Source organism: Aromatoleum evansii (assembly GCF_012910805.1).
In the GTDB taxonomy this organism is placed as follows: domain Bacteria; phylum Pseudomonadota; class Gammaproteobacteria; order Burkholderiales; family Rhodocyclaceae; genus Aromatoleum; species Aromatoleum evansii.
In genome coordinates this window covers 1-13,849 of record NZ_WTVK01000027.1, presented here as the reverse complement: position 1 = coordinate 13,849, position 13,849 = coordinate 1, and the positions used below count along the sequence as shown (strand labels likewise).

Below are 13,849 nucleotides of genomic sequence, written 5' to 3'. Positions count from 1 at the left end.
CGGAGCGACTGCCATGCTCGGACTGATTCGCATGCTGGGACTCGCACCAAACGCCGGCTCCGCCTCCGATCACGCCGAGGCCTCGCGCCGCGAGCCCGCCATGTCGAGGAAACCCCTCACCGTCCGCGAGCGCCGGCGGCTCGCCGCCCGCCCGCCCAGCATCACCGACCTGCTGCCCTGGCGGGACTTCGACGAGAACACCGGCACCTTCCTCCTCGAGGACGGCATCTCGCGTGCCCTACTCTATGAGCTCGATCCGATGCCAAGCGAGGCCTGCGCCGATCAGTACCTCAAGGAACGCTGTGCCGAGATTCAGGCGGCGCTCCAAGCCCTGCCCGAGTACGACGAGGCGCCGTGGGTCGTCCAGTTCTTCTGCAACGACGACACGGACCTGTCGTGGCAGATCGAGCGCATACGCGACTACATCGTCTCGGTGCATGCCAAGGCCCCCGAGCGGGCGCGGCAGATTCTCGCGAGCGAGTTCACGCGCCACTTCCTCGCCGAGATGGCTGAGCATCTGTCGCTCGTGGCTCGGTCCGAGGGCCTCTTCCTCGATGAGGGGGTATCGGGCAACCGGTGGCGCGGCCAGATCCGTCGTGTGCGTTGCGCGATCTACCGTCGTTTCCCGCCGGACTTCGACTTCTCCCGAGAACTCCTCGACCCTGCGGAGACGCTGCAGCAGGCGGCGCGCGGGCTCGTCACCGGCCTGGCGCAGACCGGCATCCATGCCCGGCCGATGAACGCCGCGGACTTCTATGCGTGGCTCTTGCCGTTCTTCAACCCAAAGCCCGACTTCGCCGAAACCGTCGGCGAGCTCCTCCGGCTGTGTCCGTACCCCGGACCCGACGAGGCGCCCGACGATCTGGATCTTGGCGAACAGCTCTTCCTCGCTGCACCGAAGTCGGATCCCGAGGCGGGTCTGTGGTTTTTCGACGGCCATCCAGTGCGGGCGCTGGCGTTGCAGTCGATGCGCAAGCTCCCCGAGATCGGCCACTTCACCGCCGAGCGCGATCATGCCGGCAAGCTCTTCGCACGCTTCGACCGCTTTCCCGAAGGCACGATGCTGTCGGCCACCATCGTGATCTGCCCACAGGACACGATGGTCGGTCGCGTCGAAGCGATCAAGAGCGCCTCGCGCGCAAACACCCTCGAAGCCGCCCACACCTATGACGAGGCGGTGGCGGTCCTCGACAACATGCGTACCGACAAGCTCTACCCGATGTATCTCACGCTCTTCGTGCGGGGCGAGGACGCCACCCAACTGGGGCGCACGGTGGCGGACCTCACCGCCGCCCTGCATACATCGGGGCTCAGGTTCATTCGGCCGATGGACGAACTGCAGGGCTGCGACGTCTTCCTGCGTGCGCTCCCGATGTGCTTCGATCCCCGGTTCGACGCCCGCCACCTGCGCCGCTCGCGCCTCGCCTTCGCCTCCCAGATCGCCGCCCTGCTTCCCCTCTATGGGCGCGCCCGCGGCACGGGCAATCCCGGCTTCTGGTTGTGGAACCGCGGCGGCGAGCCCCTCCTGTTCGATCCTTTGAATCCCCGCGATCGCAACAAGAACGCCCACCTCCTGACCTTGGGTCCGACCGGTGCCGGCAAGTCCGCGACGCTGTGCTATCTCGCGATGCAGATGATGGCGATCTACCGTCCGCGCTTTTTCATCATCGACGCAGGGAAATCTTTCGGCCTCCTCGGCGAGCACATGCGTCGCCATGGGCTCACCGTCAATCAGGTCGAGCTCACCCCCGACACGGAGGTCAGCCTTCCGCCCTTCGCCATGGCACCGCGTCTCTTCGATCAGGACGGCATTAAGGCCTTCGACAAGACGTTCGGGACGCCGGATGAAGACGAGCTCCCGGATTCCGACGCTGCCGAAGTCCCCGCGGCTCTTGAGGATGATGACGAAGCTGCCGACCCCGGCAAGCGCGACATCCTGGGCGAGATGGTGATTGCGGCCACGCTGATGATTACCGGCGGCGAGGACCGCGAGATGCGCAAGATGAGTCGTGCGGACCGCTACCTGATCGCTCGGGGAATCCTGGCCGCGGCGCGCCAGGGCCGCGACCGCGGCCAGCCGCATCCGCGGGTACAGGACGTCGCCCACGCCCTGATGGCCATGCGTAGCGACGAGGAGCTGGGCCCCGCGCGACGCGACCGGGCGGAGGAGATGGGCCAGGCCATGATGGTCTTCTGCGAAGGCCTGCGCGGACGGCTCTTCAACCGGTACGGCGCGACCTGGCCGGATGCGGACGTCACGATCGTCGAGATGGGCACGCTGGCACAGGAGGGCTACGAGGATGCCCTCGCGGTCGCGTATACGTCCCTGATCACCCACGTCCAGGCACTGGCCGAGGCGACCCAGTATGACCACCGCCCCATCATCAACCTCACCGATGAAGGGCACATCATCACCGCCAACGATCTGCTGAACGTCTACTCGGTCAAGATCACCAAGATGTGGCGGAAGCTCGGGGCGTGGTACTGGCTTGGCACCCAGAACATGCAGGACTTCCCGGCCTCGGCCTCCCGCATCCTGAACATGTGCGAGCACTGGGTGCTGCTTACCATGGATCGCGACGAGATCGAACAGGTCGCCCGCTTCCGCTCCTTGACTCCCGAGCAGCGCGCGCTGATGGAGTCCGCCCGCAAGGAGCCGCCGAAGTACACCGAGGGGGTGATCCTCAATCCGCAGATGCAGGCCCTCTTCAGGAACGTGCCCCCGCCGCTCGCCATCGCGCTCGCGATGACGGAGAAGCACGAGAAGGCCTGGCGCCTCGACATCATGAAGGCCACCGGCTGCACGGAGCTCGAGGCGGCCTACGCGATTTCCCGCGAGATCGCGGCGAAGAGGGCGGCGTGATGGACGCCCCGGACCCTCGCGTACCCCTTGCCGGCGACCTCGCCCTGAGCGCACAGCTCGACCGCGTCGCCGCCGAAGCCCGCGGGCATCACCGCCTGCTCTTCCTGGAGTACCTGCCCGACGACGCGTTCGCCCTGTGGGCCCGCGCCAAGGCGATCACGGAGCCGGACGACGTGGCCTACATCCAGCTCCTGGCGAACGGCCGAGGGATCGTTTCCGGGGTCATCGTCGGCCTCGAGGTGGACGGCGACGACCTTGACGACGACCTCAGCACCGTGCTCTTCGGGCGGGCTCTGGTCCTCGTGGCCGGCCTCGACAAGGCCCGTCAGCATCTGGGCGGGCGCCTGTTCCAGTGGCTGGACTGGGCCGCCACCACGCTACCGCTCACGGTCGCCAGCACCGCGGACGCGATGCCGTTCGTGCGTCATCTGGGACGCCACCCCGTCGCCGTCGACCAGATCCTCAACGGCCAATTCTCGGGCACGGCTGCCGAGCTCGTGGGCCGCGCCATCAAGTACTCGCGGGAAAATCCATGAAGACGATGCGCAACATGGCCGCCGCCGTCCTCCTTGGCCTCAGCGCGACGGCCCTCGTGGCCGCAGATATCCCGAGCACCCGCTCCAGCCTCTATTACCGGCTCGGAGGCGGCGATCCCGCCTCGCGTGCAGCCAACCCCCGCGGCGTGCCCTACAAGCTCGCCCTGTCGGGGGTGGCACGCCTTCACTACTCATGCGGGGCCTACGACTTCGGGCTGTCCTTTCAGACCTTGATGAACCAGTTCGCAGCGCTTGGGACCCAGGTCACCAATGGCGTCAAGGCGGGCATCACGGCGCTTCCGCTGTATTTGTTCCAGCGCGCATCGCCCGGGCTGTATGAACTGTTTCAGACCTACGCCAAGAAGGCCGAGGTGGCGATCCAGATCGCCACCAAGAGCTGCGAGGAGATGGAGGCCCAGATCAAGGCCGGCGAGGATCCCTACGAGGATTTCATTCGCATGGCCCGGGGCGAGGCCTGGAAGCAGCAGGCGACCGTCACCAGGGATGTGGTAGCGGCGAAGGACAGTGTGGGCGTCAGTGCAGGGAATGACGGCATCACTTGGGTGGGAGGAGGAAAGGCTGGGGGAGTCGACCAGGAACCGGTCCGGATCGTATATGACACGGTATTCGGAGGTTTCAACGTCACAATGGGCCAGGCGCCCAAGACGTCGTCTGCCACCTATCCCGCGGTCAAATTGACCGGCACCTTCCCCTCTCCGGGAAGCGCCGCCACGTACGGAACGGACGTACTTGGCGATGTCGAGGTCACTACCTGCAAGGAGAATGGCTGTCCCGTCCCGCAGTCGAAAACCGGCCTTGGCCTGATACAGAAATTCGAGCTTGAAATCCCGGTTGTGCAAGGGCAAATCGACGCCGTATTCGCCAACGCCGTGCCACGCGGGACGGATCTGGCGGCGGCCTCCGCCCCTGGGGTCGTCGTGACCCGCGAGCTCGTCGACGCCATTCGCGAGCTCCCTGCCATCGAGCAAGGCATTGCGCGCCAGCGCCTCGTCCAGGACTTAGCACTGGCGAGGACTGTCGACAAGGCACTGATCATCCGGAACCTGCTCCTGACGGGACGAATGATCCCGGAGGTGTACAAGACCGCCAATACACAGATCGAATCCAAGCTCGCGGAGCTGAACCGCCACATCGACGACGTGCTCTACGAGGCCAACGTCCGTAAGCGCGTCATCTCCGAGACAGCGACGGTCCTGCTGGACAGTTATCACGCGGCGCGTGCTGCTTCGGGCGCAAACGCCGTCCAACAACCAGTCGACCAGCAACCCATGATCGGCGGGCGGGTCAAGAAATGACGGTTCACCCATTGCCGTCGGGACGCCGGCGCCCCATCACCCGTCCGCTCGCGCGCTCCGCCGTTGTCGCCCTTCTGGCGGTGATCGGTCTCGCCGCCTTCGTCGTGGTAGCGCTGGCCGCGCTCGGATTCCGCGACAATCTGGACGTCCTGCACCACGTCGTGGGGCGGATCAAGCCGTATCTGGTCGGCGTGCACCTCCTCGCGATCGCCGCGCTGTGGCTCGCCTGGCCGCGGCTCGCTCACCGCCTGCCGGCACGATGGCCAGAAGAGGCTCGTGCGGCATTTCTGGGCGCGCGCCATCGGTTTTGCATCGCCCTGCTCGCCATCGAACTCCTCGTGGTGCTCGGCATTCCGTTCGGCAGCATGTAGAAGGAGCCCGCCGTGAGCGTCGACAGTTACCTGGAGCTCTTCACCACCATGTACGGCTGGGCGTTCGCGGGCGTCTTTCGCGACATCCTCGTGGACACCGGCATCATCTTCCTTCCCTTCCTCTTCATCATCATCGGCACCTGGTTGCGCGCTCATGAAATCAACGCAGTCGAGGGCGCCGATGCGGCCTGGATGGTCCGGAAGATGGAGGTCGAGTTCTGGACCGCCATCTTCGTCATGGCCTTCTGCTTCACGCCGGTCGGCACCAGTCTCGAGAACGTCAACCTCCACCACACCCCGGCAACAACCGCGCTCAATCCGGCCCCCGCCACTGCAACCGGAACGAACTCGGACAGCACCTACGACGATGCCTTCAGCTTGGTGCCGCAACACCTCGAACTGCCGCCCTGGTGGTTTGCCGTCATGAGCCTGTCAGGCGGGTTCAACGATGCGGTGCGCGGCGGTATTTCCGGCGGTCTTGGCGGCCTCCGGGAGGTAGAGGAGTTCGCCCGTTCCGCCGCAGTGGAAGATCCCACCCTGCGCGCGGAGGTGCAGCGCTTCTTCAACGAATGCTACTTGCCGGCGCGGTCGCGCTACCTCGAAGCTCCCCCGTCCCCGTCCGCAGCAGCCTCACTGGAGACCTACGGCGACGGCGATCCCGACTGGATGGGAAGCCACGCCTTTCAGGCCGACCCGAACCTCTACCCGGCCCTCCATGCACGGGCCGGCGTGCCGGGCTTCGCCCTGGACGTGGCCCACCAGGATGCGGACATGGACACCAACGCCGCCGTCCCGGACTTTGGACGCCCCACCTGTCACGAATGGTGGGCAGACCCCGCGCTCGGGGTACGCGCCAAGCTGGTCAAAGGCATCGGCAATCTCGCGGCGGCATCCACGTCGCTGACCGAGAAGGTGGCACTGGTCTTCAGCTCGGTGGCCGCCGAGAAGCGCGAAGATGGTCTTGCGCGGCTGGCGATGGGGCGGTCGAACCCTGCGATCGCACCCGAAACGATGCTCCCCGACGACAACCGCAGCTGGTACCAAGCCCTCCTCGGGGCTGGCCCCGACGTCGCCGGGATGGCCGGAATGGTGAACAAGGCACTTCACGCCCAGGCGTCCCGCTTCCCCATCATTCAATTTGCAACCCTCGCCCAGCCCCTGATCCTCATGGGCATCTATATGTTCATGCCCCTGATCCTGGTCTTCGGGCGCTACAGCCTTCAGATCATGTTCCTGGGCGCGCTCGCCATCTTCACCGTCAAGCTGTGGGCGGTCCTCTGGTACATCGCGATGTGGGTCGACGAACACCTGTGGGTCGCGATGTACCCCGACAGCGGACATCTGCTGTTCAACGTCCTGCACCTGGAGTTCGACACGGCGCTCAAGCGCAGCACCTTGAATACGCTCCTGATCGGCCTTTACCTCGGGTTACCCCTGATCTGGAGCGGAATGATGGGGTGGGCGGGCCTGCACGTGGTCCACGGCATCGACGCCATGAAACACAGTGCAATCACCGCAGGCATGGCCGCTGGGCAATCCGGGGCGAACATCGCCGCCCGTTTCGTCGGGGGCGTCGGGCACACACTCCGGCGGGGTCGAGGATGAGCGCGCCTGGCTCAGAAATGGACGATCGGGTCGCCGGAGAATGCGCCGACTCTTTCCCCGTTCCGACCGACAGAAATCGGTTCGCGACCATGCACCGTATAACCCGTGTACCCCCCCTCGGCGACGTCCAGGCCACCAAGAGGTCCGTAGTCGAACGGTGCGATGGCGTTACGCCCGAACGCGTCGGCGCCACGCTCAGGGTTCTCCACTTCGTCGTCACGCCCAGTCGTCAGGAAGAAAGCCAACAGTTTCGCCGTCCCCGCCATGAGGGCAAACGCGCCAACGAACGTCGCGCGGATCAGGTTCGCAATCGGCTTCATACGTGCCTCCTACGCCCGTGAGGAATCTACCAATGACAATAACCCATATTGAAAAATACGCCGCCCGACCCGGTACGTACACCTCGAAGATGTACCGCGCTGTAAGCCACGTGGTGGCAGGCATATTCCTCCTGCCGTTCTCCGTCGGCATCGCCACGGCCGATTCGTCAAAGGCAGCTGACGACATCAAGGCCTCCATCATGCGCAACACCTCCGGGCAGGTCCGGCCCGTCTCGGTGGCCCCCACGCCCGTTTCCGGCGTCTACGAGGTCGTCAACGGGATGGACGTGTTCTATGTGGACGCGACCGGTCGCTATGCCTTCGTGGAAGGTCGCCTGGTGGACATGGTTGAGCGTCGCGATCTCACTCAGGCGAGGCTCGAGGCGCTCACGGCAATCCCCTTCGCAGATCTGCCGCTCGACGTGGCGATCAAGACTGTGCGCGGGAACGGCTCGAGGCGGCTCGCCGTGTTCGAGGACCCGGCGTGCCCCGCGTGCCGGTCACTCCAGCCGACGCTCACCGCGCTCGACGACGTCACGATCTATACATTCACCTACCCGGTCGTCTCCTCCGACTCGATTCCCGCAGCCGTGGGCACCTGGTGCGGTAGCGATCGCCCGGCCGATCAATGGCGGGCCTACATGGAAGGTGCGCCCGCGCCACGGCAGATCGAGCCTCACTGCGAACCGGCCATGGACCATGTCCGGCGGATCGTCGAATTCGGACGTAGCCATGGAATCCGCAACACACCTACCCTCGTACTGGACGACGGGCGCCGGGTAGTCGGAGCGATCTCCGGCCCCGAGCTCGAAGAAGCCCTGACGCGTGCTGCCCAGGGAGCAGGCAGGTGAACGCGACAATGCGCCGATTGGTCGCCTCTGTGACCTGCGCCACCGCCCTTCCGTCCGTCCAGGCCCAGGAACGGGTCGAGATCTTCCAGCTCAGCACGCAACTGCTGCGCGGAACGGGGACGGCAACGGTGTATCACGTGGATGGCATGGAGCGGATCAACGCCACCCTGTCCGCCGGGCTGCCCTCCGACCCCGTCCAGGCCGAAGCGGTCGCCAGGCGCCGCTTCGAGGCACTCACCGACACAGACCGCCAGGCGATCGGGGCCAGCGCACGGGGCCTGACCGCCGCCATGAATTACCGGCTCACCAAAGTCCCGGCAATCGTATTCGATGGGGCGGCCGTCGTTTATGGCGTGGAGAACGTGGATCAGGCCCGCGCCATCTACCGGACGTGGCGTGCCCAAGGCGGTCGGTAGGGGAAAGCGGCATGCGCGCGTGTTCCGTCACCCGGTCAGCCAAGGCGCCGCGTCTGCGCGCGATCGTGGCCGCCTGTGCCATAACCTGCGCGCCTCTAACCGGCGCGGCGGAGTCCACCACTACCGCTGCCCTCCTCGCCCAGGCGGTCGCGACCTACCCGGCCTGCAGCGCGTGGCATGTTTCGGGGATCTGCTTCTGGCTGCGCTGCACACCGGTCGGATGCTCCATCCGCACATCGACCCGCATCAGCCATTTCGCCCCCGATCTGGTGGTGAGCACCTACCACGACGTCGCGACCCACCCGTGGCCGGAAATTGGCATCCCAATCTCAGCAGCGAGCCGCGGGCTCCTCGGGACACTGCTCGGCGTCGACCTGGCCGACAGCGCCGGCACACACTCGCAGGCCGATCGCACAGACAAGCAGCGGCGCTTCCGCGACGCCGATGCCGTCGGCCATCCCGCGGCCGGGCTGCCCGACCTCGTCACCTGCCCCTCGGCCATCATTCCCTTCGCCCCCTACTACCAGTCGAAACTCGACGCGGCCGTGTGGCGTTCCTATCTACCGGCGGAGCTTCTCCTTCCAGCCTCCTGGGTGCCGGGAATGCGCGAGGTCGGCACCCCGCCGCTCAATACCTGGGGCAACGTCTATCCGCGTACCGGTGAGGTCGTCCAGCAACACGAGGTCAAGGCCGCCGCGGTCCTGTCGCAGCGCATCGCCGATTTCATCACCCGGCCCGCGCAGCCGCACGTCTACGCCTACGTCACCTCGGGCGGCACGCGACGACGGCGAGGTCAGCTCGTGTGGGATCCGCCGCCAGCGCGCGAAAACGATCCCATGGGCGGCCTGTGGCAGATGAATGTCGCGGTCCCCACTCCCTGCCACGTCTTCGGACTCAATGACACCGCGAGCCCGGTCTCCTACGGCGACGCCATGGCCACCCATTCCGGCAGCTATGCCTACACCCTCTGGCGTCCCTACGCCTGCTGCAGGGTGCGTGGCCAGATCTTCCTCGGCAGCATCCAGTTCGGCTTGTGGTGATTGCGATGAGTCCTGTCCGTTTCGTGCCTCTACTGGCCGTCTTCATCGCTGCGCCATCCTGGTCGGCGCCCCCCCTTGCCAGCCGGCCGCCGACCGTCATCCACGACGCTGGTGGCGTACCGCTCGCGCCTTACTTCGAGCCGTTCGCCGACGACGCCAGCGAGGAGGCCCGCGAGCCGGTATCCCAGCCGCCGTGGCAACCACCCTCTCCGCAGCTCTTCCCGGTCGTCTCAGCCCGCGGGGGGCCCGGCCGGCTGCTGCAGAACCCCATGCCAAGCAAGTTGCCGGGCGGGCCGGGACAACCCATCTTCATCGTCGGCGACGATGCGGCCTCCGTCGACTGGATGCAACGCAACGCGGACGCATTGCATCGGATGGGCGCCCGGGGAATCGTCGCATCGGTGCGCACCCCCGAGGATTTTCTGCGTCTGCGGGGCTTGGTCGACCTGCACATGACGCCCATGTCGCCCGATGCGCTCCTCGAAGCGGCCGGGATCCACGTTTGGCCCGTCCTCATCGGCGCCGATGGGGCGATTTCGCAGTAGGAGGCACGTGATGAGCCAGAGAAGCATCCGCCCGCATCGGCTTGTGATCGCACTTGCCCTCGCCTACTCGGGGGCATCGCCCGCCACGGATCCGTCGCATGCCGAACTCGGAGCCCTCGCAGCCGCGCTCTTCGCCACCGTGCCGCCTGCCGCGTTATCTCAGACGGAACGGCGCGAGATCGCTGCCGTCACGCCTCTTGCCCTGCGCGACGGCGTCGTCGTGAGCAGCCTTCCGGCCTGCGAAACGGCGATGCACCCCGAGGTGTCCCTCGAAGACCTGAACGGCGACGGGCTCCCGGAGGTATTCGTTGTCGCCGGCAACACCTGCACGTCGGGGATGACGGGCAGCAGCATCTGGCTGTTCGCCAGGCTCCCCGACGGGCGCTGGAGCCGGCGCCTCGACGTCGCGGCGGCCGCCTACCGCGTGCTGCCAACAACGACCCAAGGGTGGCGCGACCTGGTCGTGGGCCGCCGTGGGATGTGCCACGGGGTGTGGCACCTCGCCGCGGACGGTGTGTACCAGTACGCGCGCTCCATCAGGCCCGACGGAACTCAGTGCCCAAGCCAATAGGAGGTCTGGCATGAAAGCCCGTCTCGCTTTCGTCCTGTTTCTGCTGGCCAGCCTCGTCTGGGCAGGCGTGACGTACACCGATTTCCTCAAAGCCCTGGGGCAGCGGGAGAGCACGATGAACCCACGGGTCACCAACCAGTTCGGTCACGTCGGCCTCTTCCAGTTCAGCGAGGCCGCCCTCCAGGACGTAGGCCTCTACTCGGGCGACGGCACACCGAAAACCAACGACTGGACCGGCACCTTCACCGGCAAGTACGGCGTCAGTTCGCTGGCCGATCTGCTTGCAAATCCCGATGCCCAGGTCCAGGCGGTATCCGCTTACCACCGGCAGATGTGGAACACCCTCACGAAGGTCTATGGTGCCGAAAGCTACCTGGGGACGACGATCAACAGCGTCCCGATCACTGCTTCGGGTCTCGTCGCCGCAGCACACCTTGTGGGCGCCGGCACCGTTGGGGAGTGGCTCAAATCCGGAGGAGCGACGGATCCGGCCGACGGCAACGGCACCAGGCTCGTCTCCTACCTGGGGCAGTTTGCCGGCTATACGCTGGCCTTCGCGCCTCCGAGCTACGCCGAGGTCCTCGCGGGCACCCCGTCGGGCGGTTCGCCTGGCGGCCATGTCCCTACCCCTTCCCCCTTAAGGCCGTCAGCCGGGACGGGCTCCGCCGCCTTGCTCAATGGCAGCGGCTTCGGCTACACGTCTGCTGCACAGGGTTTCTTCGGTGCCACCGGCTATCACATGGGGCAGGTCCGGCAGTTCCTGGTCGGAATTGCCGCGATGACCCTCGTTACCTGGATCGCATGGGTCATCGTCGCCAAGTGGCGGGGCTTGTCGGAGGGATTTGATACAAAGCGGGAGCTTGCGGTCAACGTTGCTCGGGCTATCGTTCTGACATGGATCGTGCTGCTCATCATGATGTAGATCTGGCGACTTCCATGGAGGCGATGATGAAACGGACGCCATACCTGGCCGCCCTCCTTCTGGCGGCATCCCTGCAGTCCGCCCGCGCTGACGTGCTCGACGGCCTGATCTTCGGCGCCAAGTGCATGGGCGCGGCTGATCGCAAGGCCTGCGAGGAGCAAGCCAAACGCGATGCCGACGAGACGCGGGAGCGGATGCGCCAGCAGCCGCCCCAGAACGCACCGACCCCGACGAATCTCGACTCGCCCGACGATACGCTCGGCAAGAAGATCTATCGGAACTGGCGCAAGAACGTGGAATGCCATCCATTCTCTACACGCTCCGTACGCGACGTCGATTCAACTTATGCGCGGGTAATGAACCGGTACAGCTTCGTTACCCCGAACCAAGCCAAGCTTCAATCAGGAACCGGCGAGGCGGGACTTTACATCGCGGGCTATCTTCATGAGACCTCACCCGGCGCCCTCTACCGCCTCGAACAAGTGGTCCATTCGCCCGACGTGGCCAACGGCCGGCGCCAGTACAAGCTGCAGCTCGACCTCGCCCGCGACGGCCCCGGCACCCGCGTCACCGGCCAGTACTGCGTGACCACCGACGACCCCGCCGGCTGGCGCGATTTGCCGGACCAGGTACTCAAAAGCCTCAACAACACCTTCTAGCCCCCGGGATCACCAATGCTCGACGACGAACGCCCCTGCCCGCACTGCCGCGGCGCGCGCGAAGTCCGCGCCCAGGTCGAACGCCCTTGCCGCAGCTGCGGCGGCAGCGGTCGTGAACGCCGCTCGTACGACGACGAGCCTTGCCGCGCCTGCGGCGGCCGCGGGATGGAATCCGTATCCGAGTTCCAGCTTTGCACGGGATGTAACGGGCGGGGATACGTTTGAGACACGTTCGAAGCCAGCCCTCGCCTCGACTCCACTCGCATCCTTAATCGATCAGGGTGTGAGCATCGAATCGAGCCATTGCGGACACGACCAGCTGCGCATAGGATAGGTGACGCTGCAGGGCCGTTCGCGGCTCTATTGAATCCGGTTAGCCCCTGACACCGGAACGGCTTTCGAGCCCGGGGTTCTGTTCAGTTTCATTTTTCCCGTGGGGAGTCGTTCCCCCACGCGGAGACGGCTCTCCATGTCTTTCAAAGGAGATGCCAATGTTCCACTTCCATTCGACGACATTGTCTGACGCAGCACTGCTGGAGCGCTTCTTCGGCCAGGAGGCCGAAGACGTGTGGGAGCGTTGCGGCTCCTGGGCCAAGGTTCTCGAGATCGCGCGGGATCCGCGCACGGAGCCCTGGCACGCCCTCGCGAATGCACTGGAGATTCTGCAGCGAGGCTTAACCGAAGACTTGGCGGAGCGCGATGCGCTCGATGCCCCCGAGACCGTGCGCGCGTTTCTCCGTACCTTTTTCATGGGTCGCCCCTATGAGATCTTCGTCGTGTTGTACCTGGACGCCCGCAACCGCCTCCTCCACGCGGAGGAAGCCTTCCGTGGCACCTTGACGCAGACCAGCGTCTACCCGCGCGAAATCGTGCGCCGAGCACTCGAGCTTCGTGCGGCCGCAGTGATCTTCTCGCACCAGCACCCGTCGGGCGCTTGTGAGCCTTCGATCGCCGACGAGTGCCTGACCCGACAACTGAAGGAAACTCTCGCCATGGTCGACGTGAAGGTGCTCGACCACTTCGTCATCGCCGGCGCTGCGGACGTGTCCTTTGCCCAGCGAGGGCTCCTGTAGTCCTGCGTTCTTGCCAAACCGCGATTTGGCCGCTATTTTTGTCTTGTCTCGACGGCACCCTGCCGTCTCTCGAGACCCGGCGGGGACGCCCTCGCTCTCTCGCTTCGCGCGACACTCGCTCAATCCCTTGCTCGTCAACCGGCGCTTCTCGCCGTTCTGACGTCGACTCGTCCTGATTCCCCGCCCCGCGGCTGATGCAACTGCCATCAGCCGCGGCATGGCATGCATCAACCATCCGGACCACGAACGCCAGCGAGGAAGCACATGAATGAATCTCGGGCAGCATGTCCCCGGCGCCGAATCGACGGCTTGATCGGCGTCGGTCAGGACTCGCATGACGAAAAAATTCCCCTGCCACATGAACAAAGAGGTGCCGCCGTGCGCCTCGACCTACCCGTGAGGTAGCGGCGTCATGAGCATCAAGGTCATGTCGCTCGTGTGGGAAGGATTCCCTGCGTCTGGAAGCGAGATGCTGGCAATGCTCGCTCTCGCCGACTGGTGCAACGACGAGGGCGGAAGTCTCCACCCGTCGATGAAAGCTGTTGCGGAGAAGATCCGTGTTTCGGAAAAGCAGGCTCGTCGGATCATCCACACCTTTGAAAAAACGGGATACCTCAAGGTAGTCGGGAATGCCAATGGTGGTGCGCCCGGCACCACCAAGCAGTACCAGCTCAACGTCGTGAAACTTAAGACGCTTGCGGACGACGCCGCAGCCCGAAAGACGGCTCCCGTCGATGTCACCCCTCCCACCGACGTCACCC

At 65.6% G+C, this 13,849-nt stretch carries 15 protein-coding genes; 14 read left to right on the top strand and 1 reads right to left on the bottom strand.

Going from position 1 to position 13,849, the window contains the following annotated elements; all coding sequences use genetic code 11:
* Positions 1–13: 13 nt before the first annotated feature.
* From GO615_RS14780 to GO615_RS14760, 5 genes are read left to right on the top strand one after another with little or no spacing between them, the layout of a single operon-like run.
* Positions 14–2,863 (top strand): conjugative transfer ATPase, encoded by a 2,850-nt coding sequence (locus GO615_RS14780; protein WP_169129360.1) that lies wholly within the window; start codon positions 14–16, stop codon positions 2,861–2,863.
* Positions 2,863–3,399 (top strand): hypothetical protein, encoded by a 537-nt coding sequence (locus GO615_RS14775; protein WP_169129358.1) that lies wholly within the window; start codon positions 2,863–2,865, stop codon positions 3,397–3,399. Before GO615_RS14780 ends, GO615_RS14775 begins: the two co-directional genes overlap by 1 nt.
* Positions 3,396–4,715: an integrating conjugative element protein gene (locus GO615_RS14770; RefSeq protein ID WP_169129356.1), complete on the top strand. Its 1,320-nt coding sequence runs from the start codon at positions 3,396–3,398 to the stop codon at positions 4,713–4,715. The genes GO615_RS14775 and GO615_RS14770 overlap by 4 nt, the downstream gene beginning before the upstream one ends.
* Positions 4,712–5,086: a hypothetical protein gene (locus GO615_RS14765; RefSeq protein ID WP_169129354.1), complete on the top strand. Its 375-nt coding sequence runs from the start codon at positions 4,712–4,714 to the stop codon at positions 5,084–5,086. The genes GO615_RS14770 and GO615_RS14765 overlap by 4 nt, the downstream gene beginning before the upstream one ends.
* A gap of 12 nt (positions 5,087–5,098) precedes the next feature.
* Complete coding sequence (locus tag GO615_RS14760) at positions 5,099–6,691, top strand: conjugal transfer protein TraG N-terminal domain-containing protein (RefSeq protein WP_169129352.1); 1,593 nt, start codon at positions 5,099–5,101, stop codon at positions 6,689–6,691.
* An 11-nt stretch (positions 6,692–6,702) separates the two neighbouring features.
* Here the strand turns inward: GO615_RS14760 and GO615_RS14755 are convergent, their stop codons facing one another.
* Positions 6,703–7,011: a hypothetical protein gene (locus GO615_RS14755; RefSeq protein WP_169129350.1), complete on the bottom strand. Its 309-nt coding sequence runs from the start codon at positions 7,009–7,011 to the stop codon at positions 6,703–6,705.
* A gap of 32 nt (positions 7,012–7,043) precedes the next feature.
* Here GO615_RS14755 and GO615_RS14750 point away from each other — a divergent pair, with 32 nt between their 5' ends.
* The 9 genes from GO615_RS14750 to GO615_RS14710 form a co-directional block, all read left to right on the top strand.
* On the top strand, positions 7,044–7,862 hold the full coding sequence (locus GO615_RS14750) for a DsbC family protein (RefSeq protein ID WP_169129348.1): 819 nt from the start codon (positions 7,044–7,046) through the stop codon (positions 7,860–7,862).
* Positions 7,859–8,278, top strand: a complete 420-nt coding sequence (locus GO615_RS14745; RefSeq protein WP_169129346.1) for a TIGR03757 family integrating conjugative element protein — start codon at positions 7,859–7,861, stop codon at positions 8,276–8,278. The genes GO615_RS14750 and GO615_RS14745 overlap by 4 nt, the downstream gene beginning before the upstream one ends.
* 11 nt (positions 8,279–8,289) lie before the next feature.
* On the top strand, positions 8,290–9,318 hold the full coding sequence (locus GO615_RS14740) for a TIGR03756 family integrating conjugative element protein (RefSeq protein WP_169129344.1): 1,029 nt from the start codon (positions 8,290–8,292) through the stop codon (positions 9,316–9,318).
* A 5-nt stretch (positions 9,319–9,323) separates the two neighbouring features.
* Positions 9,324–9,863, top strand: coding sequence for a PFL_4695 family integrating conjugative element protein (locus tag GO615_RS14735; protein WP_169129342.1), 540 nt, complete (start codon positions 9,324–9,326; stop codon positions 9,861–9,863).
* Positions 9,864–9,873: 10 nt separating this feature from the next.
* A complete protein-coding gene (locus tag GO615_RS14730) occupies positions 9,874–10,434 on the top strand; it encodes a hypothetical protein (RefSeq protein WP_169129340.1) in 561 nt (186 codons plus the stop codon).
* 10 nt (positions 10,435–10,444) lie between these two features.
* Complete coding sequence (locus tag GO615_RS14725) at positions 10,445–11,356, top strand: transglycosylase SLT domain-containing protein (RefSeq protein ID WP_169129338.1); 912 nt, start codon at positions 10,445–10,447, stop codon at positions 11,354–11,356.
* A gap of 14 nt (positions 11,357–11,370) precedes the next feature.
* Positions 11,371–12,015: a hypothetical protein gene (locus GO615_RS14720; RefSeq protein WP_169129336.1), complete on the top strand. Its 645-nt coding sequence runs from the start codon at positions 11,371–11,373 to the stop codon at positions 12,013–12,015.
* A gap of 491 nt (positions 12,016–12,506) precedes the next feature.
* Complete coding sequence (gene radC, locus GO615_RS14715) at positions 12,507–13,088, top strand: RadC family protein (RefSeq protein WP_246262299.1); 582 nt, start codon at positions 12,507–12,509, stop codon at positions 13,086–13,088.
* Between the two features lie 412 nt (positions 13,089–13,500).
* The coding region (locus GO615_RS14710) for a helix-turn-helix domain-containing protein (RefSeq protein ID WP_211167129.1) at positions 13,501–13,849 on the top strand (349 nt) is incomplete at its 3' end.

Excerpts from the sequence above, each read along its gene's own strand:
- GO615_RS14765 (WP_169129354.1), top strand. The coding sequence starts at position 4,712 with ATGACGGTTCACCCATTGCCGTCGGGACGCCGGCGCCCCATCACCCGT.
- GO615_RS14725 (WP_169129338.1), top strand. The coding sequence starts at position 10,445 with ATGAAAGCCCGTCTCGCTTTCGTCCTGTTTCTGCTGGCCAGCCTCGTC.
- GO615_RS14730 (WP_169129340.1), top strand. The coding sequence starts at position 9,874 with ATGAGCCAGAGAAGCATCCGCCCGCATCGGCTTGTGATCGCACTTGCC.
- GO615_RS14720 (WP_169129336.1), top strand. The coding sequence starts at position 11,371 with ATGGAGGCGATGATGAAACGGACGCCATACCTGGCCGCCCTCCTTCTG.
- GO615_RS14750 (WP_169129348.1), top strand. The coding sequence starts at position 7,044 with ATGACAATAACCCATATTGAAAAATACGCCGCCCGACCCGGTACGTAC.
- GO615_RS14775 (WP_169129358.1), top strand. The coding sequence starts at position 2,863 with ATGGACGCCCCGGACCCTCGCGTACCCCTTGCCGGCGACCTCGCCCTG.
- GO615_RS14780 (WP_169129360.1), top strand. The coding sequence starts at position 14 with ATGCTCGGACTGATTCGCATGCTGGGACTCGCACCAAACGCCGGCTCC.
- GO615_RS14770 (WP_169129356.1), top strand. The coding sequence starts at position 3,396 with ATGAAGACGATGCGCAACATGGCCGCCGCCGTCCTCCTTGGCCTCAGC.
- radC (WP_246262299.1), top strand. The coding sequence starts at position 12,507 with ATGTTCCACTTCCATTCGACGACATTGTCTGACGCAGCACTGCTGGAG.
- GO615_RS14755 (WP_169129350.1), bottom strand. The coding sequence starts at position 7,011 with ATGAAGCCGATTGCGAACCTGATCCGCGCGACGTTCGTTGGCGCGTTT.
- GO615_RS14740 (WP_169129344.1), top strand. The coding sequence starts at position 8,290 with ATGCGCGCGTGTTCCGTCACCCGGTCAGCCAAGGCGCCGCGTCTGCGC.
- GO615_RS14735 (WP_169129342.1), top strand. The coding sequence starts at position 9,324 with ATGAGTCCTGTCCGTTTCGTGCCTCTACTGGCCGTCTTCATCGCTGCG.